Source organism: Pseudomonas sp. R2-60-08W, assembly GCF_003852335.1.
Taxonomy (GTDB): domain Bacteria; phylum Pseudomonadota; class Gammaproteobacteria; order Pseudomonadales; family Pseudomonadaceae; genus Aquipseudomonas.
The window spans coordinates 378,629-400,463 of record NZ_CP027731.1; the positions used below are offsets into that span (position 1 = coordinate 378,629).

General features: G+C 59.2%; 9 protein-coding genes and 1 pseudogene. 8 read left to right on the forward strand and 2 right to left on the reverse strand.

The annotated features are described in order from the left end of the window. Nucleotides 1-248 precede the first annotated feature (248 nt). Entirely contained in the window at nt 249-1,640 is a 1,392-nt protein-coding gene (gene gabP, locus C4J90_RS01620) for a GABA permease (RefSeq protein WP_124360837.1), read from the forward strand. 117 nt (nt 1,641-1,757) lie between these two features. Here gabP and C4J90_RS01625 read toward each other — a convergent pair whose 3' ends face one another. Further along, on the reverse strand, nt 1,758-2,171 hold the full coding sequence (locus C4J90_RS01625) for a hypothetical protein (protein ID WP_057725477.1): 414 nt from the start codon (nt 2,169-2,171) through the stop codon (nt 1,758-1,760). A gap of 140 nt (nt 2,172-2,311) precedes the next feature. Here C4J90_RS01625 and C4J90_RS01630 point away from each other — a divergent pair, with 140 nt between their 5' ends. The 5 genes from C4J90_RS01630 (at nt 2,312) to C4J90_RS01650 (ending at nt 17,629) form a co-directional block, all read left to right on the forward strand. After that, the gene (locus C4J90_RS01630) at nt 2,312-3,277 is read left to right on the forward strand and encodes an arsenic resistance protein (protein ID WP_124419065.1); all 966 of its coding nucleotides are present in this window, start codon (nt 2,312-2,314) and stop codon (nt 3,275-3,277) included. 86 nt (nt 3,278-3,363) lie between these two features. Then, nucleotides 3,364-4,971, forward strand: a complete 1,608-nt coding sequence (locus tag C4J90_RS01635; RefSeq protein ID WP_124419066.1) for a glycosyltransferase family 39 protein — start codon at nt 3,364-3,366, stop codon at nt 4,969-4,971. A gap of 238 nt (nt 4,972-5,209) precedes the next feature. Continuing rightward, the gene (locus tag C4J90_RS01640; protein WP_124419067.1) at nt 5,210-6,928 is read left to right on the forward strand and encodes a ShlB/FhaC/HecB family hemolysin secretion/activation protein; all 1,719 of its coding nucleotides are present in this window, start codon (nt 5,210-5,212) and stop codon (nt 6,926-6,928) included. 31 nt (nt 6,929-6,959) lie between these two features. Beyond that, complete coding sequence (locus C4J90_RS01645; RefSeq protein ID WP_124419068.1) at nt 6,960-17,228, forward strand: filamentous hemagglutinin N-terminal domain-containing protein; 10,269 nt, start codon at nt 6,960-6,962, stop codon at nt 17,226-17,228. Further along, nucleotides 17,225-17,629, forward strand: a complete 405-nt coding sequence (locus C4J90_RS01650) for a hypothetical protein (RefSeq protein WP_124419069.1) — start codon at nt 17,225-17,227, stop codon at nt 17,627-17,629. Before C4J90_RS01645 ends, C4J90_RS01650 begins: the two co-directional genes overlap by 4 nt. A gap of 328 nt (nt 17,630-17,957) precedes the next feature. On the opposite strand, the gene C4J90_RS01655 is transcribed toward C4J90_RS01650, so the two are convergent. Beyond that, complete coding sequence (locus C4J90_RS01655) at nt 17,958-18,212, reverse strand: DUF6124 family protein (protein ID WP_124419070.1); 255 nt, start codon at nt 18,210-18,212, stop codon at nt 17,958-17,960. 416 nt (nt 18,213-18,628) lie between these two features. Here C4J90_RS01655 and C4J90_RS01660 point away from each other — a divergent pair. Beyond that, a pseudogene (locus tag C4J90_RS01660) lies at nt 18,629-21,238 on the forward strand (hemagglutinin repeat-containing protein); the annotation flags it as partial. 451 nt (nt 21,239-21,689) lie between these two features. After that, nucleotides 21,690-21,830, forward strand: coding sequence for a lysis system o-spanin lipoprotein Rz1 (locus C4J90_RS27330; protein ID WP_124419072.1), 141 nt, complete (start codon nt 21,690-21,692; stop codon nt 21,828-21,830). Nucleotides 21,831-21,835 lie beyond the last annotated feature (5 nt).

Below are 21,835 nucleotides of genomic sequence, written 5' to 3' on the forward strand. Positions count from 1 at the left end.
TGTGTGTGTTTTTGGTGCGCTCATGCGCTATGAAAATGGGTCGCTCGGTAACGCTATAGCGAAATGCCATTGTTCTCAATGACTTGCGACGACTGAGGGATTGTCCTACAGCCCGCGTAAATCCAGGCTTTGTAACATTTTGGCGCAAAACTTGCGTAAAAAATAAAGAACGCCCTGTTGGTTTCTTTTCACGAGAAAGACTGCGGGCCGGGCGAACCGTTTTCGCAATTCCTCCCAAAGGTGTGTCAATGAGTAGTACGCAAAGCTGCAATGACCTCGAACAGGGGCTTAAACCGCGTCACGTGACCATGCTCTCGATTGCCGGGGTGATTGGTGCCGGTTTATTTGTGGGCTCCGGCCATGCGATTGCCGCCGCCGGTCCCGCTGTACTGCTGGCGTATGCCGCTGCGGGTACGCTGGTGGTACTGGTGATGCGCATGTTGGCCGAAATGGCCGTTGCCTCGCCGGACACCGGTTCGTTCTCTACTTACGCCGACCGTGCGATCGGCCACTGGGCCGGGTTTACCATCGGCTGGCTGTACTGGTGGTTCTGGGTGCTGGTGATTCCGTTGGAAGCCAACGCGGCCGCGACCATCCTGCATGCCTGGTTCCCGGGCGTAGCCATTTGGGCCTTTACCCTGATCATCACGTTGCTGCTGACGGCGACCAACCTGTTCAGCGTGAAGAACTACGGTGAGTTCGAGTTCTGGTTCGCGCTTATCAAGGTCGTGGCGATCGTGGGCTTTGTCATCCTCGGCCTGGCGGCGATTTTCGGCTTTTTACCCACCAGCCAGGTCAGCGGTGTGTCGCACCTGTTCGATACCCAAGGCTTTATGCCGAACGGCATGGGCGCGGTGCTGGCGGCGATCCTGACCACCATGTTCTCGTTCATGGGTACTGAGATCGTGACCATCGCCGCCGCAGAATCGAAGAACCCCGGCCAGCAAATCACCAAGGCCACCAACTCGGTGATCTGGCGGATTGGTTTGTTCTATCTCTTGTCGATTTTCATCGTCGTGTCCTTGGTGCCTTGGAATGATCCGACGCTGGCTGCCGTGGGTTCCTACCAGACCGTGCTCGAGCGCATGGGCATCCCGAATGCCAAGCTGATCGTCGACCTGGTGGTATTGGTTGCCGTGACCAGCTGCCTCAACTCTGCGTTGTACACCGCCTCGCGCATGCTGTTCTCCCTGGGCCGTCGTGGCGATGCTCCAGCTGTGGCCAAACGCACCAATAAAAGCGGCACGCCTTACTGGGCCGTGTTGCTGTCCACGGGCGCTGCATTCCTGGCGGTGTTTGCCAACTATGTGGCGCCGGCGGCGGTGTTCGAATTCCTGCTGGCCAGTTCGGGCGCCATTGCCTTGCTGGTGTATCTGGTGATTGCCGTGTCGCAACTGCGCATGCGTCAGAAGCGTACGGCAGCGGGTGAGAAGATTGTGTTCAAGATGTGGCTGTTCCCAGGCCTGACCTACGCGGTGATGGTGTTTATCGTGGGCACGCTGACCATCATGCTGTTCCAGGAAGCGCACCGCGTTGAGATCATCGCGACAGGGATCCTGAGCTTGCTGGTGGTGTTGGCGGGGCTGTTTGTTGCAAATCGTCGCAAGGCGCAGAGAGTGGGCGCTGCCGTACTGAACTGACGAAATGCAGATCAAAATGTGGGAGGGGGCTTGCTCCCGATGACAGTGGGTCAGTTAACAAATAAGTGACTGACACACTGCCATCGGGAGCAAGCCCCCTCCCACATTTTGTATGTGTCAGTCTGCTGAATTCGTCAGGGCCTGGGACGCTGCTACATAGTCCGCCTGGAACTGCGGCGATTCGATCCACGCCAATGCGGCGGCCTCGTCATCGCTGTCAGTGGCCCATTGCCGATATTCAATCAGCGCGGCCAGGATAAAGTCGGTCGCTTCCTCTTCGCCTTCCTGCTCCAGCACCAGCGCCAGCAGCGGGTGCGCCAGGAATACCGCACACAGCGCCTGCTGGCTGATTTCGCCCGCCGTGCGCATCTCCACGAACAGCTCGGTCAAGTCCACCGACTCAAGGTCGATACGGCTGTCATCGCCTGCGAACGCGTCCGGCTTGGTTGCGACGGCACGCTGGGTGCGGTTTTGCTTGGCCTTGGTTTTTGCCCGCTGGGCGCGTTTTTGCTGCTTGTTTGGCGAGGCCATGGGCGTAACGTCCTTGGGTTTGGGGCAGGTATTGAAGCGCAGGTTGGGAGAAATCCCAAGAAGGTTTGGTCGCTCATCCAACTCGACCGCCAGGCAATAGATGAATAGGCTTGGTCTTCGCAACTTGCCAGAGCGTCTTCATGACCCGCGATACCCTCGAGCACAACCAGATTCCCGTCTACTCTGGCGCCATCCTGCTCGCCGCTCTGTGTGGGGTATTCGCGCCATCATTCGCTCAGGGCCTCAGCGTGCTGATCACGCCGGCCATCGCGATATTGATGTACGCGATGTTCCTGCAAATTCCTTTCCTGGAGCTGCGCCGCAGCTGGGGCAGCAAGCGCTTTATGGCGGCGTTGCTGCTGGCCAATTTCATCCTGGTGCCCTTGCTGGTATGGGCGCTGACCCGTAGCCTGCTGGGGCACCCTGCGCTATTGGTGGGCGCGTTGCTGGTGTTGCTGACGCCGTGTATCGATTACGTGGTGGTGTTTACTCACCTCGGTAAAGGTGATTCGCGGTTGGTATTGGCAGCCACGCCGCTATTGCTGCTGATGCAATTGGCCCTGCTGCCGGTGTACCTGGGTTTGATGCTGGGCACGCAATCCGGGGTGGTGATCGCGGTCGGGCCGTTTATCCAGGCGTTTCTGGTGTTGATCGTGGCGCCAATGGTGCTGGCCGCGTTGACCTTGGTCCTTGCGCGCCATTCAACACGCATAAGCCGATGGAACAGCGCCTGGGCCTGGCTGCCGGTGCCGGCGATGGCCCTCGTGCTGTTTGTGGTGATTGGCTCGCAAATCACATCGGTGATTCGGGACATCGGCGTACTGCTGCCAGTGCTGCCGATCTACGCAGGTTTCGTGCTGCTGGCGCCGCTGATGGGAATGTTGGCCGCGCGGCTGTTTGCGCTGCCGGCGGCCTCGGCGCGTGCGGTGACGTTCAGCGTATCCACCCGCAATTCGCTGGTGGTGCTGCCCCTGGCGCTGGCGTTGCCTGAGGGCGTGCGCGGGTTGGCCGCGACGGCGGTCATCCTGCAGACCCTGGTCGAGCTGGTCGCGCAGTTGATCTATATCCGCCTGATCCCGGCCCTGGTGTGGCCCGCCAGCCGCTAACGCGTGAATAATCAGGTTTGTTCAGGCGCTATTCAGGGAGGCGGCCGGCACCATAAGCCCGCGCTTCCCACCTGACAGGTCACCCGATGGATCATCGCAACCGCTATCGCCTGGAGTCACTGGGCATCTTTCTGATCGTCTTATTGCTGTTCACCTGGGGTATCTGGGACCAGCAGCCCCAGGGCTTTGACGGACGTTGGGCGCTGTTCCTGCAGGAAATGTTTCGCCACGGCGCGAGTCTTTTCCCCACCACCTACGGCCAGCCGTACGCCGATTATCCCGGCACCGCGACGTTCCTGAGCTTCCTTTTCGCACGCTTGTTCGACGCGCCCAACCATCTGGCGAATGTGCTGCCCACCGCGCTGGCTTCGGCCGGCGTGATTGCCTTGATCTATCGCCTGCTGGCGCCGTCCAGCCGGCCCTGGGCATTACTGACGGTGCTGCTGACATTACTCACCACCCAGTTGCTCGAAAAGTCGCGCTCGGTGTGCCTGGACCAGATGATCGCGCTGTTGTGCATCGGCACTTTCTACCTGCTGCACAGTGGTGAGCGCCTGGGCTCGCGGTGCAGGCAGCTTGCGGTGTTCCCCCTGTTTATCCTGGCCTTTGCGATTCGCGGGCCGCTGGGGTTGATCGAGGTGTGTGGCGTCGCCTGCGTGTACTCGGCGCTGGGCCGGCCGGGGGAGCGGGTCAGGCAGGTGTTGATTCACGGCGTTGTCGGGTTGGTGCTGCTGGCGGCTTGCTGGTGGCTGTTGATGAAGCTCGCGCGCATCAGTGGTGGCGATGCCTTTGCCGATGAGGTGTTCAAGATGCAGGTCGGCGGGCGCCTCGATGAGTCCGGCGAGCCGTTCTACTTTTACTTCCAGCTGAGTCTGTACCGGTATTTCCCGGTGGTGCCATTGGCGCTGGCTACCTTGATTACGCTGCGCCATCGCTGGGCGCAACGCTGGGCCAACGAGGATGTGCAGTTATTGATACGGCTCGGCGCGTGCGGCCTGATGATTCTGCTCGGCCTGTCCGTGCCGCATTTCAAGCGTGCTTATTACATTCTGCCCATGGTGCCGATGTTTGCCGCCGTCGCGGCTTATGGGTTGCTTCAAGCCCAAGGCTGGCTCGTTGGCGTGCGTCGCGGTTACGAAGGGCTCGTCGTAGCGTTGCCGGCGCTGTGCGTGGTGGTGCTGTTTGTGTGTCGGCATGCCTGGCACAAGCAGGGTTACTGGCCCGACGTGTCCATGCCGCTATTGATCGGCGTGCTGGTGCTTCTGCAGGTGGCGGCGATCCTTGCGTGGTATCGGGCTACGCGATTGATGTGGCTCAGCGCAATCGCCCTGACGGCCCAGTGGTTGCTGCTGGTGAGCGTCATCGAGCCGGCCAAGGACCTTCAGTTCGATACCCGGCAGTTTGTCCGCCAGGTAGAGGCGTTGCGGGATGCGCAGCCGGGACCTCTGGTATTTGTCGACCTGGCCCGGGACACCTGGGCGGTGCGCTACATGATGAACCTGGATCACGATGAGCAGCCGCTGTTCGTCGGGCGTAACGAGTTGGAGAAGCTCGTCACATTGCCCCGGCCATCCTGGGTGATTGTGCCGCGCAAGGACACGGCGCTGTTGAAGGGCTCGCCCGTGGAGCCATTGGCACCGAGCTTTCAGGGGCGGTTGAATGACAATCCGTTGATGGTGTTTTTGCTCAACTGAGAAGCCTTTTTTGGTAAGCATCTGAAGCGACGCTCAGCGCGTTACCGTCGCTCGTTCAGTTAGATCATCGCTACCGTTTATCGGAATCGCAACGCCAGATACTCGAGCTTTATAATTTTTTATTTAAAAATCAGTTAGTTAAGAGTTATTAAGGCATCTACTGATAAGACAGTCGGGATATTGGCTGACGCATGCTTCGATGTTAATTTGCCACCCTTTGTAAATCGACGGATCGAACATGTACTTTCTCCTGCCATGGACTCGGCTGCTGGGCGCCTGCCTGCTGACTTTTTTCACGCTGAACAGCGCATTCGCCGCCCCCACCCCCGGCGACCAGGACCTGATCCGCGACCGTCAAAACCGCCTGCTCGAAGAGCAGCAGCGGCGTCTGCAGGAACTCCAGGACCTGCCCGGTAAAGCGGCTAAGCCCGAAGCCCCGGCCACCCCCGCCGACACGCGCTGCTTCCCGATCCAGGATATCGAACTCAAAGGCGCCGACAGCCTGCCGGCCGCCGACCGCGAGCGCCTGCTCAAGCCGTATATCGGCCAGTGCCTGGGCGTGTCCCAGCTCAACGAACTGCTCAAGGCCATCACCGACTACTACCTCGGCAAAGGCCGCGTCACCAGCCGTGCCTACCTGCCGCAGCAGGACCTTTCCAGCGGCCACCTGCAAGTGCTGGTGGTGGAAGGCAAGCTCGAAGCCCTGAAAAGCGCCGAAGGCAGCACGGTGACCGAGCGCGAGTTGGCCATGGCCTTTCCCGGCAAGGTCGGCGAGGCGCTGAACCTGCGCGAGATCGAGCAACTGGTGGACCAGCTCAACCGCCTGCCGTCGAAACAGGCGCAGATGGAGCTGACCCCCGGCAGCCAGGTCGGCGGCAGCGACGTGGTGGTCAAGAACACCCCACAAAAGCCCTGGCGCGCCAGCCTGTCGCGCAATAACGACGGCCAGAAAAGCACCGGCGAACAGCAATGGGGCGCCGGCCTTGAGTGGGACAGCCCGCTCGGCCTGGGCGACCAGTTGATGCTGCGCGGCGGCCACGACGCCATCAGCGACCATCAGAAAACCTCGAAAAACACCCTGCTCTACTACAACGTGCCATGGGGCTGGTGGAACTTCAGTTACAGCTACAACGAGAGCGACTACCGCACCTACATCGTGGCCGATAACGCCAAGTACAAGCAGGACGGCGACAACCAGAACCACCAACTGCGCGCCGAGCGGGTGATTCATCGCGATGACGTGAGCAAGACCTCGGTCAACGTCGGCCTGGCGCACCTGCGCACCAACAACTACCTCCTCGACGTGCGCACCGCGCCCAGCAGCAACCGCCTCAGCGAACTGCAACTGGGCATCAACCACGGCCGCCGTATTGGCAGCGCGTTCGTCAACCTCGACCTGGGCATGCAAAACGGCATCGGCCTGCTCGACGCCCAGTCGCAGGAAGAGCGCGACCCGCTCGGCCGCCGCCAGCCGAATTCGCGCTACCGCAAATACACCGCCACCGTCAGCTACCTGCAACCGTTCAGCCTGTGGGGCGAGTCGTTCAGCTTCAGCAGCTTGGCCACCGGCCAACGCAGCGAAGACATCCTGTTTTCGCCGCAGCGCATGAGCCTCGGCGGTTCGGCCTCGGTGCGCGGCTTCAAGGACCAGTTGCTGACCGGCGACAGCGGCGGCTACTGGCGCAACGAAGTGCGCTGGGCGCGCCCGGTGACCCTCGACTGGATGCGCCCGGCCTTTTTCGAATACGGCGCCAGCGTCGGCTACGACCAGGGCGTGATCAGCAACGACCGCTACAACGACAACTCGCATGGGCGGGTCTCCAGCAACTCCCTGGAACTGTTCGCCCGCGGCAAACACGTCAGCACCAGCGTGACCTTTGCCCATTCGTTAGAAAGACCTGGGGTCGTGACCGAGCGCGAAGCGCCGATCTACTTCCGCATGGATTTCTTCCTGTAATTCAACGCCCCGCTGCAATGAGAACCTGACAATGGACGTTCGCCAATTCGCCTTCCTGGCCCGCCAACCTTCTGCCGCCCTGAAGCCGCGCAACGCGTTCTTCGGCCTGCCCAAGCGCGGGCTGGCGTTGATCCTCGCCAATGCGCTGTTCTGGCAGCCGCTGCTGGCCCAGGCCGAGGGCATTGTGGTCAGCGCGCCAGGCACCACGGTGGGTGCGGCGGGCAATGGCGTGCCGGTGGTGAATATCGCGACGCCCAACGGCGCAGGCTTGTCCCATAACCAGTTCCAGCAGTACAACGTCGGCCCCAACGGCGTGATCCTCAATAACGCCACCGGCACCCTGGTCAACACCCAGCTGGGCGGTTACATCGTCGGCAACCCCAACCTCAAGGGCGGCGCGGCCAGCGTCATCCTCAACGAAGTCAACGGCGGCAGCGCCAGCCAGTTGCGCGGCTACACCGAAGTGGCGGGGCAGTCGGCCAAGGTCATCGTCGCCAACCCGTACGGGATTACCTGCAGCGGCTGCGGCTTTATCAACACGCCGAACGTGACCCTGACCACCGGCAAACCGGTCCTCGACCCCACCGGCCAGCTGAAAAGCTACCAGGTCGACGGCGGCGCCGTGACCATCGACGGCGAAGGCCTGAACGCCAGCAACGTCGACCGCTTCGACATCATCACCCGCTCGGCCAAAATCAACGCGCAGATCAACGCGCGCGAACTCAACGTGATCGCCGGGCGCAACGACGTCGATGCGCAAAGTCTGAACACCACCCCACGCGCCGATGACGGCAGCGCCAAACCCGAGCTGGCGATCGACTCCTCGGCCCTGGGCGGCATGTATGCGGGTGCGATCAAACTGGTGGGCACCGAGGCCGGTGTGGGGGTGAAGCTCGATGGCACGCTGGCGGCCAGTGGTGGGGATATTCAGCTCGATGCCAATGGGCGGTTGAGCATGGTCAATGCCAAGGCCAGCGAAGCGGTGGTGATCAAGGCCGACCAGTTGGATGCCACGGGCGCGATCTACGCGGGCACCCGAATCGATGCGCAAACCACCACAGGCTTGAGCAACCAGAAAAGCCTCGCCGCGCGCGACAGCATCAGCCTGACCAGCAGCGGGCAGGTGATCAACAACGGCATCATCGAAGCCGGCGTGAATGGCGATGAAAGCCGCAATGCCAGCGGCGACGTCAACCTGACGGCGGCGAGTGTGCAAAACACCCAAAGCGTGGTCGCCAGTCGCACCCTGATGGTGACCGCTGCGCAGACCGTGAATAACCAGGGCGGCACATTGAGCGGTGTGAACACCGTGGTCAGCGCAGGCCAGCTCGATAACCGGGGCGGCAGGGTTCTGGGGGCCGAGGCGCTCAAAGTCAACGCCACCGGCCTGGATAACCGCGCGGCTGGCTTGGTGCACAGCGATAACAGCACCGACGTCACGGTGACGGCTGCCCTGGATAACCAGAACGGCCGAGTGATCGGCCTCAAGAGCCTGACGCTCAACGCCGGGCAATTGACCAACGATAATGGCTTGGTCGCCAGCCAAGAGCAGGCCCAGGTAACGGCCGGGCCGTTGAGCAACCGGGCGGGCGAAATCTCCGCCCAGCAAACCACCCTAAGCGCCACGTCGCTGGATAACCGTTCCGGCAAACTGCTGGGCAGCCAACTCAACGTGACCGCCAGCGGCGCCATTGATAACCGCCTGGGGATTTTCTCCGCCACCAGCCTGCTGACGGTGCAAGCCGCAAGCCTGGATAACAGCGACCAAGGCTCCGTCGCCAGCCAGGGCAACCTGACCGCGACCATCGCCGGGCTGTTCGACAATCACAATCAAGGCAACCTGGTCAGCCAAGGGGCCCAGCAGGTTCGGGTCGGGCAGCTGAACAACGCCCAGGCTGGACTGGTATCGAGTAAAACCACCCTGGCGCTGCACGGCGATACTCTGGCCAACCAGGGCGGCCAGGTGATCGCCGATGGGGCATTGACCCTGACCGGCGGTAGCGTCGACAACAGCAATGGCGGCCAACTGAGCAGTCATAGCCGGTTGACGCTCAATGCCAACCAACTCGACAACAGCGCGGGTCGGATCAGTGCCAAGGGTGATCTGCAGGCCACCGTCGGCGTGCTCAACCAGCAAGCGGGTGAGCTGGTGAGCGAAGGCGCGCTGAGCCTTATTGGCACCTCGGTGGACAACCGCAACGGCGGTTTCATCGCCGCCACCAACGGCGTTGATTTGCGCAGCCAGAGCGTGCTCAACCAGCAAGGCGAGATCTCCAGCCAGGCCAAGGTGCTGCTGGTGGCCGACCAGTTGAACAACAATGCTGGCAAGGTGATTGGTGACAGCGGCTTGAGCCTGACCGTGCAACGCCTGCTCAACCAGAGCAAAGGCCTGCTGGCCGGGCGCGACGGCCTCGTGCTGAACGGCGGTCAACTGGATAACAGCCTGGGCGGCCGCATCACCAGCCAGAAAGACCTGAATATCAACCTGAGCGGCGACCTGCTCAACCATGATCAGGGCACCTTGCTCAGTGAAGGCACGTTAACGGTCAAGGCTGGCACGCTGGACAACCGCCAGGGCGGCATTCTGTCCGCCGCCAACGCGCTGTCGATCACAACGGACGGCCAGCTGAACAATCAGGCGGGCAAGCTGCTGGCCGATGGCACGGCCACGCTGGTGAGCGCTGCGCTGAACAACAGCCAGGGCGGTGTGATCAGCGCCAAGCAACAGGTTGATGTGCGCAGTGCGGGGCTGGACAACAGTCAGCGCGGCAGCATCAGCAGTGACGCCGGCATCAGCCTGAATGCCGGGCAACTGGACAACAGCCAGCAAGGTTCAATCTTTGCCAAGTCCACGGTCAAGGCCACCATGACCGGGCTGGACCAACACGATCGTGGCGAGTTGGTCAGCGATACCCACATCGATCTGGATTTGAGCCACGGGCAACTGATCAACCGCGACCACGGCCTGATTGCGACCCCCGGCCAATTGCTGCTGAGCAACCTGGGCAGCGTCGACAACAGCCAGGGCGGCGAGATTTCCAGCACCCAATCCTTCCTGTTGACGGCCGATGCACTGAACAACCGGGGCGGCAAAGTCATCAGTGGCGACAGCCTTCAGGTACGCATCGCCAAGGCGCTGGATAACAGCGTTGAAGGTGTGTTGTCTGCCAAGAACCTCTTGCAGGTGGATGCAGGCAGCCTGGACAACCAGGCCGGCGGCGCCCTCGCCAGCCGTGGCGCGCTGGACCTGAAAGTCACCGGCCTTCTGGACAACCATAACCAGGGGCTGATTTCTGCCGCCACTGCCCTGAATGCCACGTCGGGTGCATTGAACAACAGTGACAAGGGCCGGCTTTCTGCCGGCACGTTCCACACCCTTAATACCGGCGCACTGAATAACTCCCAGGGCGGGCAACTGGTCAGCGATGGCAGCCTGACAATCACCGCCGCCAATGTGGATAACCGCAGTGGCGTGATCGGCAGCCAGCACGCCTTGAACCTGACCGTCGCCAACCTCGACAACGGCGCGGGCCTGATCAACAGTCAAAGCGACCTCACCCTGGCGGGCCAGCGTGTGGACTCAAGCCAGGACGGTGAAATCTCGTCCAAGGGCGACTTGAAACTCACGATCCAGAAGCTGATCCAGCGCCAGGGCCGCTTGATCGGCGAGCGCGCCGTGAGCCTCGATCTGCAAGGCGGTGATCTGGACAACAGCGCGGGCTTGATCAGCGCCAAAGGGCCGTTGACCTTCGCGCGCCTGGCCAACCTGACCAACCGCGAACAAGGCGAAATCTCCAGCCAGACGGCATTCAGCGTGGCCGCCAAGCGCATCGATAACGGCGATCGCGGGGTCATCCTCAGTGCCGATCAATTGCGTCTTGAAGCGGATACGGTGGTCAACGCTGGCAAGGGTTTGATCTCTGGCTGGAATGGCCTGACCGTCGTCGGCGGCAGCCTGGACAACAGCGCCGAAGGCACGTTGTCGAGCAAGAGCGGCATCTTGCAAACCACGCTTACCGGCGCGCTGGATAACCACGCGGCAGGTGCGCTGGTCAGCCAGGGCGAGCAAACCATCAGCGCGGCCAGCCTGAACAATGATCAAGGGATCATTTCCGGCCAGGCGGATGTCAGCCTCACCGTTACCGGCCGCCTGGACAACAGCAACGGCGGCTTGATTTCCGCCGGTCAGCACCTGGGCTTCAACCATGCCCAAAGTGAAATCCTCAACCGTGGCGGCCAGATCAGTGCTGCCAGCATCACCCTGGTTGGCCAAAGCCTGGACAACAGCGCCGGTCAACTGATCAGCCAGGGCACTCTGGAAGGCACCCTCAGCGGTGCGCTGATCAACGCCAACAACGCCCGTCTGGCCAGCGGCGCAGCTTTGCTGCTGAACGCATCGAGCCTGGATAACCGTGGCGGCCAACTGGTCAGCCAGGACCGGCTCGACCTGACCCTCGCCGACGGTCTGGATAACCGCGACAAAGGCACCCTCGCCAGCCAGAAAGACCTGGTGATCAAGCTGTTGGCCGGTGACATCAACAACCAGCAGGACGGCCTGATTTTCAGCCAGAAGGGCAAGCTTGATCTGGCTGCGCGTACCCTGAACAACCAGAAAGGCACGTTGCAAAGCCAAGTCGATAACCGGCTACGTCTGAGTGGCGCCCTGAACAACCAGGGTGGCCGGGTCGACAGCCTCAGTGGCAACCTGGACCTGGAAGCAGCCAGTGTGGCCAACACCGCCGGCGGCATACTCAACAGCAGCAAGGGCTGGATCAAACTGGTCAGCGGCCTGTTCGACAACGGCAGCGGGATCACCCAGGCGCAATCGCTGGACATCACCGCCAACGGCGGCTTGCTCAACCAACTCGGGCACCTCTCGGCCCTGGCCGGTGAAAACCGTATCGTCACCAGCAGCTTGAATAACCAGGGTGGAGGTGTGTATGCCGACACCTTGCTCAAAGTCACGGCCCAGGATTTCGATAACCAGGGCACGGCTGCCGGCAACGGCGGCAAGGTCGGCGCGCGCACCATCGACTTCGGCCTGACAGGCGCCCTGAGCAACCGCTTTGGCCTGATCGAAAGCGACGACACCCTAAGCCTCACCGCGCAAACCATCAGCAACGTGGGCGGTACCCTGCGGGCCATGGGCCGCACCGGTTCCACGCGCATCAGCACACTGGGGCTGTTCGATAACCGCCTGGGTGCGCTGGAAAGCGCCAACGAAGAACTCAACCTGCAAGCGGCCAGCCTGGACAACAACGGCGGGCGCATCGTGCACACCGGCAGCGGCACATTCGACCTGACTTCCGACCAGGTCACCCGAGCCGGCGGCAGCTTCATCACCAGCGGCCAACTGGACATCACGGCCGCCAAGTGGACCAACAGCAGCGTGATTCAGGCTGCACGCCTGAACCTCGACATCGGCGAGTTCACCCAGACCGCCAGCGGCCAGTTGCTGGGCGCACAAAGCCTGACCGGCATCGGCGGCACCTGGACCAACGAAGGCCTGCTGGCCAGTGACGGCATCCTCAACCTGACACTGACCGGTGGCTACAGCGGCAATGGTCGGGTCAGCAGCCTGGGCGCCATGAGCCTTACCAGCGCCCGCATGGACCTCGGCGATAACGCACGCATTGCCGGTGGTGCACTTACCCAGATCAACAGCACCACCCTGAACAATCGCGGACGCCTGACCGCCATCGGCGACCTGACCGTCAACGCCACCACCTTGAACAATTACGGCACCCTGGGCGGCGCTGGAAAGGTCCGCCTGAACGCCACTCACCTGCTCAACGACAAGGGCCTGATCTTCAGCGGCAACGACATGACGTTGCGTGTCAGTGATTTCAGCAACCGCTATGGCGACGTCTACAGCCTGGGCGGCCTGGACATCGCTCGCGACGACGCCAATGGGCGCAGCGCCCTGATCGAAAACGTCTCCGGCACCCTGGAAAGCACCGGCAACATGCGTTTGCTGGCCGACACCCTGAGCAACCGTCGCGACCAATTCAGCACCGAAATGAAACTGGTGTCGGGCAGCTTCGACACCTACTACGACGACTTCTGTGACGGCAAGGGCTGTGAAGTGCACTTCCGCTCGGTTGAGCGCTACGAGGACGTCGTCACCGGCAGTTCCCCCACGGCGTACATCTCGTCGGGCGCAGGCCTGACCGTTGGCGCGCAAACCGTCGACAACCTCTACAGCTCCATCTCGGCTGCGGGCAATATCCAGATCGATACCGGTGTACTGAACAACACAGGCGCAGCCGGTGGCGAGGATCGTCACTTCGACTCGGAGTTCTATACCCGCAACGACAGCGTCTACAACACGTTCATCATCCGCAGGAACCAGTTCAACCTCTACAACAACCCCAACTCGGCCGACTACCGTCCCGGCGAAATGACCATCGCCAAGCTGAGGGACGGGATCGGTAACTTCTACAACGATTCCAGCTATGTCGTCGCCACCGCCGGACGTGTGATTGCCCCCGCTGTTATTCAGGCGGCTGGATCAGTCACCGTTAACGCTACGCAGCAAATCAACAACAGCGTGATCCGCGCCAACGCCACGGATATCAATACGCCGGCGCAAAACCGCAATACCAACTCCGACGTGTTTGCCTCCACGGTCAAACCGGCGATCACCGCGCAACTGCCGCCGGACCTTGCCCAGCGCCAGGTCAACCCGGTGACCTTGCCGGGCTTCAGTTTGCCGACCAGTCAGAACGGCTTGTTCCGCCTCAGCGGCCAGGCCGCGAAAGCCGGCGCAGCGGGTAAAACCGCCACCGGCAGCGGTGACTTCAGCGTGAACGGGCGAGTGGTCAGCGCCGCCGAGCGCGAGAAAACCCTCGACTACAGCGCCGTGCAAGAGCGCGGCTTCAGCCTCGATGGCCAGCCGGTCAGCGGCGCGGTAAACGGCCAGGGCCCGCTGGTGCTGGACGGCCGCGCGCCTTCGGTCACCCGCGTGCAGGGTGTGCCAGACATCGCCCCGGTGGACAACAGCCACAAATACCTGATCGAAACCAACCCGGCGCTCACCGACCTCAAGCAGTTCATGAGCTCCGACTACCTGCTCGGCAAACTCGGCTACAACCCCGACGCCAGCTGGAAGCGCCTGGGCGACGGCCTCTACGAGCAACGCCTGATCCGCGAAGCCGTGGTGGCGCGTACCGGCCAGCGCTATATCAACGGCATCGCCAGCGACGACGCGCTGTTCCGCTACCTGATGGACAACGCCATCTCCTACAAGGACTCGCTCAACCTGCAGCTCGGCGTGTCGCTCACCGCAGAACAAGTCGCGGCGTTGACCCACGACATCGTCTGGATGGAAGAGGCCGAGGTCAACGGGGAGAAAGTCCTGACCCCGGTGTTATACCTGGCCCAGGCCAACAACCGCCTGGCGCCCAACGGTGCGTTGATCCAGGGCCAGGACGTCAGCCTGATCAGCGGCGGCGACCTGCACAACAGCGGCACCCTGCGCGCCACCAACAACCTGAGCATGGTCGCGGGCAACATCGACAATAGCGGCCTGATGCAAGCCGGCAACCGCCTGGAAATGCTCGCCACCGACTCGATCCGCAACAGCCGTGGCGGCATCATCACCGGCCGCGACATCAGTGCCACGGCTGTGACCGGCGACATCATCAACGAGCGCACCGTCACCACCTTCAAGCGCGACGGCGAGAAATTCCAACTGCGCGACGACGTGGTCAGCGATGCGTCACGCTTCGAAGCAACCGATACCTTAAGGCTCAACGCCGGCCGGGATGTGCTCAACGTAGGCAGCACTCTGAAAGCGGGCGGCAACGCCAGCGTGACCGCAGGCCGCGACGTAGTGATCGCCAGCCAGACCGAAGAAGACAGCGCCGCCTACCAGCGCCGCCGGGTCAAAAGCACCGAGCAAACCCTGCTGCAACACGGCTCCAGCGTGGAGGTGGGCGGCAACCTCGCCATCGACGCCCGACGCGACATCGCCGTGGTCGCCAGCACCGTCAGCGCAGCCAAAGACCTCAGCGTCAAAGCCGGCGAAAACCTCACCCTGGCCGCCGCCGCCAACGAACAGCACGACTACTCCAAAGGCAAAAAAGGCGACACAAAAACCACCACCCAACTGGACAACGTCACCCAACAAAGCGCCGAACTCAAAGCCGGCGGCGACCTGATCGCCGTGGCCGGCACCGACCTGACCCTGGTCGCCAGCAAAATCAGCGCGGGCAACGAAGCCTACGTGCATGCCGACAACGAACTGCAACTGCTCGCCGCGCAAGACAGTAATTATTCGCTGTATGACATGAGTAAGAAAGGCGGGTGGGGCAGCAAGAAGACCCAGCGGGATGAAGTGACCGATGTGAAAAATGTCGGCAGTGAGATCAAGACGGGGGGAGACCTGACGCTGGAGAGTGGTGGGGATCAGAAGTATCAAGCGGCGAAGCTCGACAGTGGCGGGGATATTGCGATTGTCAGTGGTGGGGCGGTGACGTTTGAGGCGGTGAAGGATTTGCATCAGGAGAGTCACGAGAAGAGCAAGAGTGACATGGCATGGAACAGTGCCAAGGGGAAGGGCGCTACGGACGAGACGCTGCGTCAGACACAGATGATGGCTCAGGGTGAGTTAGCTATCCGTGCTGCTGGCAAGATCAATATCGACGTCAAACAAATTGATCAAAAGACAGTCAGCCAAACGATTGATGCGATGGTTCAAGCTGAACCTCAATTGGCGTGGATCAAGCAAGCCGAAGCCAACGGCCAAGTTGATTGGCGAGTTGTGAAGGAGATTCATGACAGTTGGGATTACAAGCACTCAGGTTTAGGTGCTGCACCCGCGCTGATTATTTCGATTGTCGCAAGCTTCTATCTGGGGCCTCTCGCCGGAGCCATGGCCAGCAACTTTGCTGTGGGCACTATCAATGGCGGCGGAGACATTGGTGCGGGCCTGAAAGCCGCAACCAATAAAAATGCGATTAAAGGCTATGCAACGCAGATGGTTACAAGCGGTATCTTGGCCGGCGTAGATACCGCCGTGGCGGGTTGGAATCCCGATGGCCCTTTGATTCTGAATGCCAATGGTGTCAACAATCCAGGCTATTCCTCAAACATGCTGGATTGGAATACGGTTAGTGAGAACGTACTTCGAAGCAGCACACATGCATTGGTCACAGGCAGCGTTAACACTGCGATCAACGGCGGTAGTTTAAAAGATAATCTCGGTGCTGCGGCTATTTCGGAAGGTCTCGATCTCACAGCCGCTTTTGGAAATAAACAAGTCGGTGATTTAGCGGATTATTTGGAAGTCAGCCCTGGCACAGCCTCAAAAGTGTTCATGCATGCTGTCTTGGGCGGAGCACTTTCATCTGCCAAGGGCGGTGATTTTAAAACAGGCGCACTTGCAGGGGCTGCTGCGGAAGGATTGACGACTATCGCGACAGAGAATCTTGGTAAATACCTGGATTCTCAGCTTGCTACGAATCCTCAGTTCAAAGTAGCCACCGCTCAAGTTATTGGGGTGTTGGCAGGCGCTTTGGGTAATGGTGATCCCGAGACAGCCAGTTGGGTGGCGGGGAATGCCGAGCGCTACAATGCCTTTGAGCATATGGGCGGTAATTGGGGAGCTGCTGCGACCAGTCTCGGCGCTGAAATGATCGAGCAAGGCAAGACACCTGATGAGATCTCTGAGGCGTTCAGATCCTTGGCCAGAAGCGATGGGTATGAGGGGCCGGGCCATGATTATGTTGCTGGTTGGGTCTATATACCTGGCGCGCTCGGGCTAGCAGTAGCTACACCTGAGCTGCTGATGGGGTGCGCGTTTGCTCCGCTGGCATGCAACCAGGCTGCAATAGCCGCTGCGGAAGTGGCGGGCGGAAATGCTACTCTCGGGGGGACGGCGTTTGGTGTTTTTGGTGGGGGCGCGCTGGCTGTTGCGGGTGGCGCTGCTCAAAACGGCGGAGCTAAGGCACTCCAGTTATTACCTGATTTCACCAACGGTCGAAAAGCATTTGAACATTATGCCAAACACTCCCAAGGAGTAATATTGGGCGGAAAAGGTAAAGCGGTGGCGAAGATAGATGGTGCTGATATGTCCGAGTTCACTTCGTTGGATTCATACGTCAGTGCTGCACGGTCTTTTTGGGCGCCATCCAGTAGAGAAGGGATTCAGCAGGGCATTCGAGCAGATGGCTCTGTCCTAAGGTTTGAACCGTCCACTGGATATTTTGGCGTTATGCGGAATGGTAAAATAAACACTTTCTTTAGGCCTGACGGTGATGCTGCAGCAAGGCTAAAATATTTCAAGGATCAGTTATGATAAACGAGAATATTTTTGAGCTGTGTTCAACTATTCTGACCAAGCTCGGATTTGGTAATGAGACTTTTAACTCATTAGTTCAAAGGTGGGATTTTTTTGTTGATGAATGCCAAGATGGATATCGTTGGGATTATTCTGAGTATAGAAACGAAATTAGGGTAAGAGGGTTGCTAGAGCAGTTGTTGAATAGCTCAGCAATTTCCAGCTCAGAGAATTTTAAGGAGTTGCGCGAAAAAGTTATTTCCGTGGATAAAAAATTTAAAGATTTATTACAGCCAGGTATAGCTTTGGTCGAAGGGGAGGGGTGGTGGGATAGCGGGGTTTTGATGTATGCAGGTGAAGACTATTCCTGTTATATGAAAGAAGCTCACGGAGTATTGGTTGAGGTTGTCGAAAGTTAAGTGGCGCGAAATTGAAAGGGAAAGTTGCAGGTATAGGTAATACATTAATATAACGACGTTGCTCGTAAGGGAAGGGTAGAGATTTATTTTTTCAGGAAAAATAACGGTAAAGGGACAGATTTATTTGGTTGCTCTATTGATGGTTTGCTCTTTAATAACGTGGTTTTATTTTTTTTGGTGCCTGCTAGCTTTATGGTTAGCCAAGATGGATGCCTATGAGGCATCATTTTTTGTAGATAATTCAATTGTTTGAATGTAAGTGATAGAGGGGGGTAGGCCACGATTTTCGAATAAAACTGCGTAACCTACCCTCATCCCTTTTTCTTCATTAAAAATCAGAGGTTACTGGAGTCGTTTTTTTCAGAGCATCGTTCACTAGAAGGTGCGCGCTTTCGATCAGCTGGGCCAAACCGAAGGTTTGAAGTCGCTGTGATCCGCTTGAGGAAAATGCTTGTTCATTAGCCATAGCTGACGCCGAAGCCAAAAGCTCACTTGCATTCACTAATGCTTCTTCGGAGCTCAAATCTGGCCTCACATTGAAAACACTGGTAGGCAAATCGTCGGCATCTATTCGCGTGTTCATGAGCGATACTCCAATGCACCACACATTGAATGAGCGCTAACGGAAGAGCGCGAACCCCTCATCACGACTTCTACTTCAATAACTCGACAGTTTCGATTTGTAGAAAACATCCACTCGATCCTCAGACATTTAAGAGGCCACCACCTTCGTTGCGACACGAGTGGGTGGTGGACCGTGCGAGGGTCGCAAACCGGTGTCCGAGGGTACCGGCCGGGCAAAAGCCCGCCTCACACGGTCCACCATAGATGCGGTAAGCAGGCACAAAAAAGCGCCAGCTACAGAGCTATGGCGCTACCGCGCCTCAGACTACTTCAGGTTGCGACACCCGGCCACAGGATTTACTGCGACGTCGAATCCTAGCCAAGTTACTTCCTATGGCTCAACCTCGCCAGGCCGTGGGAAAAGTCCGAAGCTCGGGAACAGGGCAATACGTCTTCAGAAAGAAAGATTCAGTTTTCCGACCGTCCGGCCAGCGTTACATCAATGGCCTCGCCAGCGACGACGCGCTGTTCCGCTACCTGATGGACAACGCCATCTCCTACAAGGACTCGCTCAACCTGCAACTGGGCGTATCGCTGACCGCCGAGCAAGTGGCGGCGTTGACCCACGACATCGTCTGGATGGAAGAGGCCGAGGTCAACGGAGAGAAAGTCCTGACCCCGGTGTTATACCTGGCCCAGGCCAACAACCGCCTGGCGCCCAACGGTGCGTTGATCCAGGGCCAGGACGTCAGCCTGATCAGCGGCGGCGACCTGCACAACAGCGGCACCCTGCGCGCCACCAACAACCTGAGCATGGTCGCGGGCAACATCGACAACAGCGGCCTGATGCAAGCCGGAAACCGCCTGGAAATGCTCGCCACCGACTCGATCCGCAACAGCCGCGGCGGCATCATCACCGGCCGCGACATCAGCGCCACGGCCGTGACCGGCGACATCATCAACGAGCGCACCGTCACCACCTTCAAGCGCGACGGCGAGAAATTCCAACTGCGCGACGACGTGGTCAGCGATGCGTCGCGCTTCGAAGCAACCGATACCTTGCGGCTTAACGCCGGCCGGGATGTGCTCAACGTAGGCAGCAATCTCAAGGCTGGCGGCAACGCCAGCGTGACCGCAGGCCGCGACGTAGTGATCGCCAGCCAGACCGAAGAAGACAGCGCCGCCTACCAGCGCCGCCGGGTCAAAAGCACCGAGCAAACCCTGCTGCAACACGGCTCCAGCGTGGAGGTGGGCGGCAACCTCGCCATCGACGCCCGACGCGACATCGCCGTGGTCGCCAGCACCGTCAGCGCGGCCAAAGACCTGAGCGTCAAAGCCGGCGAAAACCTGACCCTGGCCGCCGCCGCCAACGAACAACACGACTACTCCAAAGGTAAAAAAGGCGACACCAAAACCACCACCCAACTGGACAGCGTCACCCAACAAAGCGCCGAACTCAAAGCCGGCGGCGACCTGATCGCTGTGGCCGGCACCGACCTGACCCTGGTCGCCAGCAAAGTCAGCGCGGGTAACGAAGCCTACGTGCATGCCGACAACGAACTGCAACTGCTCGCCGCACAAGACAGCAACTACTCGCTGTATGACATGAGCAAGAAAGGCGGGTGGGGCAGCAAGAAGACTCAGCGGGATGAAGTGACCGATGTGAAGAACATCGGCAGTGAGATCAAGACTGGGGGAGACCTGACGCTGGAAAGTGGTGGGAATCAGAAGTATCAGGCGGCGAAGCTCGACAGTGGCGGGGATATAGCGATTGTCAGTGGTGGGGCGGTGACGTTTGAAGCGGTGAAGGATTTGCATCAGGAGAGTCATGAGAAGAGTAAAAGCGACCTGGCCTGGACCAGCGCCAAAGGCAAGGGCAATACCGACGAGCTGCTGCGTCAGACTGAAATCGTCGCGCAGGGCAAGTTTGCTATCCAGGCGGCTGATGGCTTGAAGATTGATATCAAGCATATCGACCAACAGTCTGTATCCCAGACCATTGATGTGATGGTCAAAGCTGACCCCCAATTGGCTTGGCTCAAAGAGGCTGAAAAGCGCGGAGACGTGGATTGGATAAAAGTGCAGGAGATGCACGACTCCTTTAAATATAGTCACTCCAGCCTTGGACAGGGCGCAATGTTGGCAATCATCATTGTGGTCACCGCCTTGACTGCGGGCGCTGCGAGTGGCGCGTTAGGTGCTGCTGCAGGGGCTGGTGCGGGCTCAGGCACTGCGATGGCGGCAGCGGGCAGTTCCGCGATGGTGACGGCAGGTACTGCAGTTGGGACTGCAGCGGCAGGATGGGGGAACGTGATGATCACCACCGCGCTTTCTTCCATGGCGGGTACCGCAGCGGCGAGCACTATCAACAACAAAGGCAACATGGGCCTAGTGCTTAAGGACGTGACGAGCCAAGACGCTCTGAAAGGGTATGCCACGGGCGCGGCAATCGCCGGCTTTGGCGCAGCCTTCACCGACGGTTGGGGGAGAGAGTTGACGTCTGAGGGCAACTATAAAACGGTGAGTTACGCGGAGCGGGTTAAAGCCTATACCGCGAATACGGCGTTGAAAGGCGTGCTGAGTGGCAAAGATAAAAGCTCTTGGCTGACGATCGCGGGCACTGGAGCGCTGACTGAAATTTATCAATATTCCGCTGGGCGCGGTCCGGATACACGACCGGGAGTCGACAGAGTGAAGGGGCCTGAATACGAGGTGTTACCTGATGGATTTGTTCCTCGTGAAGTCTACAACGGGGTAGATAGAGATGGTAAAAATATTGGTCTCAATCTAACTGAGGGCTGTGGCATATTTTCTATTTGTCATGGCACTCCAATTAGTAATGGATTAAATCAAGTTCCTGGGTTTAATTCTTTCGCGACATCGCATGACACATGGATGAGTGATTTGGAAACGTACAAGGGAGATGAAATGTCGTTTATTGAAAATATTGGAAGTATGCCCCCGGCGCTATTTGTTAACTATGGTGCGATCTATGACAAATATCGACCTCAAATCGAAGCGGAGAAAAAACGTGCGCAGAATTAGTCTCTTTGTATTATTCGCCTTTTTAATCACAGGGTGTGCACCTTCTTACTCTGGGTGGAAGAACAGTAAGGATGCTTGGGTGGGAACAACATTGAATTCGCATAATCACTCCATTTGTCAACGAGATTGTGGCGGGTCGCTATGGTCCCCGGTGAATAAAAATCGCGTGTTTGATCGTGTTGTTGCTGAAGGAAAAAATAAACGGATTTACATTACGTGGATCAGGGATTGCCATTACTCCGTGTTGGTTTCCGAGGACGGTATCATTAGAGCGTGGCGGCCCGAGGGACGCAGTGATGAAAATTGCTATATATACTAGTGCACCGTCTCAAAAATAAGGCTCCTCATTCCTGTGAGACGATGGCCTCAGGCTCGTTGTATTTTGTTCGATGTGTCTTCTCCATTGGTGTTGCAGACGTAGAGAGTCTGCTGCGCATCGTGGGATGTTGTCGTGCCAATAGCGGCCACGTGCCCAGTTCCACCGGCACCACCAGCCTGGGCGATTCGAGAGCCGTCGAACTCACTCCAACTGCTGAACAAACTGTTTTTGATATACGAGCCGGGACCATTACCGATCAAGAGGAAGGTCTGACCCTG

What these genes read in the sequence shown, in the direction of transcription:
- gabP (WP_124360837.1), top strand. Translation starts at nt 249, where the DNA reads ATGAGTAGTACGCAAAGCTGCAATGACCTCGAACAGGGGCTTAAACCG.
- C4J90_RS01625 (WP_057725477.1), bottom strand. Translation starts at nt 2,171, where the DNA reads ATGGCCTCGCCAAACAAGCAGCAAAAACGCGCCCAGCGGGCAAAAACC.
- C4J90_RS01630 (WP_124419065.1), top strand. Translation starts at nt 2,312, where the DNA reads ATGACCCGCGATACCCTCGAGCACAACCAGATTCCCGTCTACTCTGGC.
- C4J90_RS01635 (WP_124419066.1), top strand. Translation starts at nt 3,364, where the DNA reads ATGGATCATCGCAACCGCTATCGCCTGGAGTCACTGGGCATCTTTCTG.
- C4J90_RS01640 (WP_124419067.1), top strand. Translation starts at nt 5,210, where the DNA reads ATGTACTTTCTCCTGCCATGGACTCGGCTGCTGGGCGCCTGCCTGCTG.
- C4J90_RS01645 (WP_124419068.1), top strand. Translation starts at nt 6,960, where the DNA reads ATGGACGTTCGCCAATTCGCCTTCCTGGCCCGCCAACCTTCTGCCGCC.
- C4J90_RS01650 (WP_124419069.1), top strand. Translation starts at nt 17,225, where the DNA reads ATGATAAACGAGAATATTTTTGAGCTGTGTTCAACTATTCTGACCAAG.
- C4J90_RS01655 (WP_124419070.1), bottom strand. Translation starts at nt 18,212, where the DNA reads ATGAACACGCGAATAGATGCCGACGATTTGCCTACCAGTGTTTTCAAT.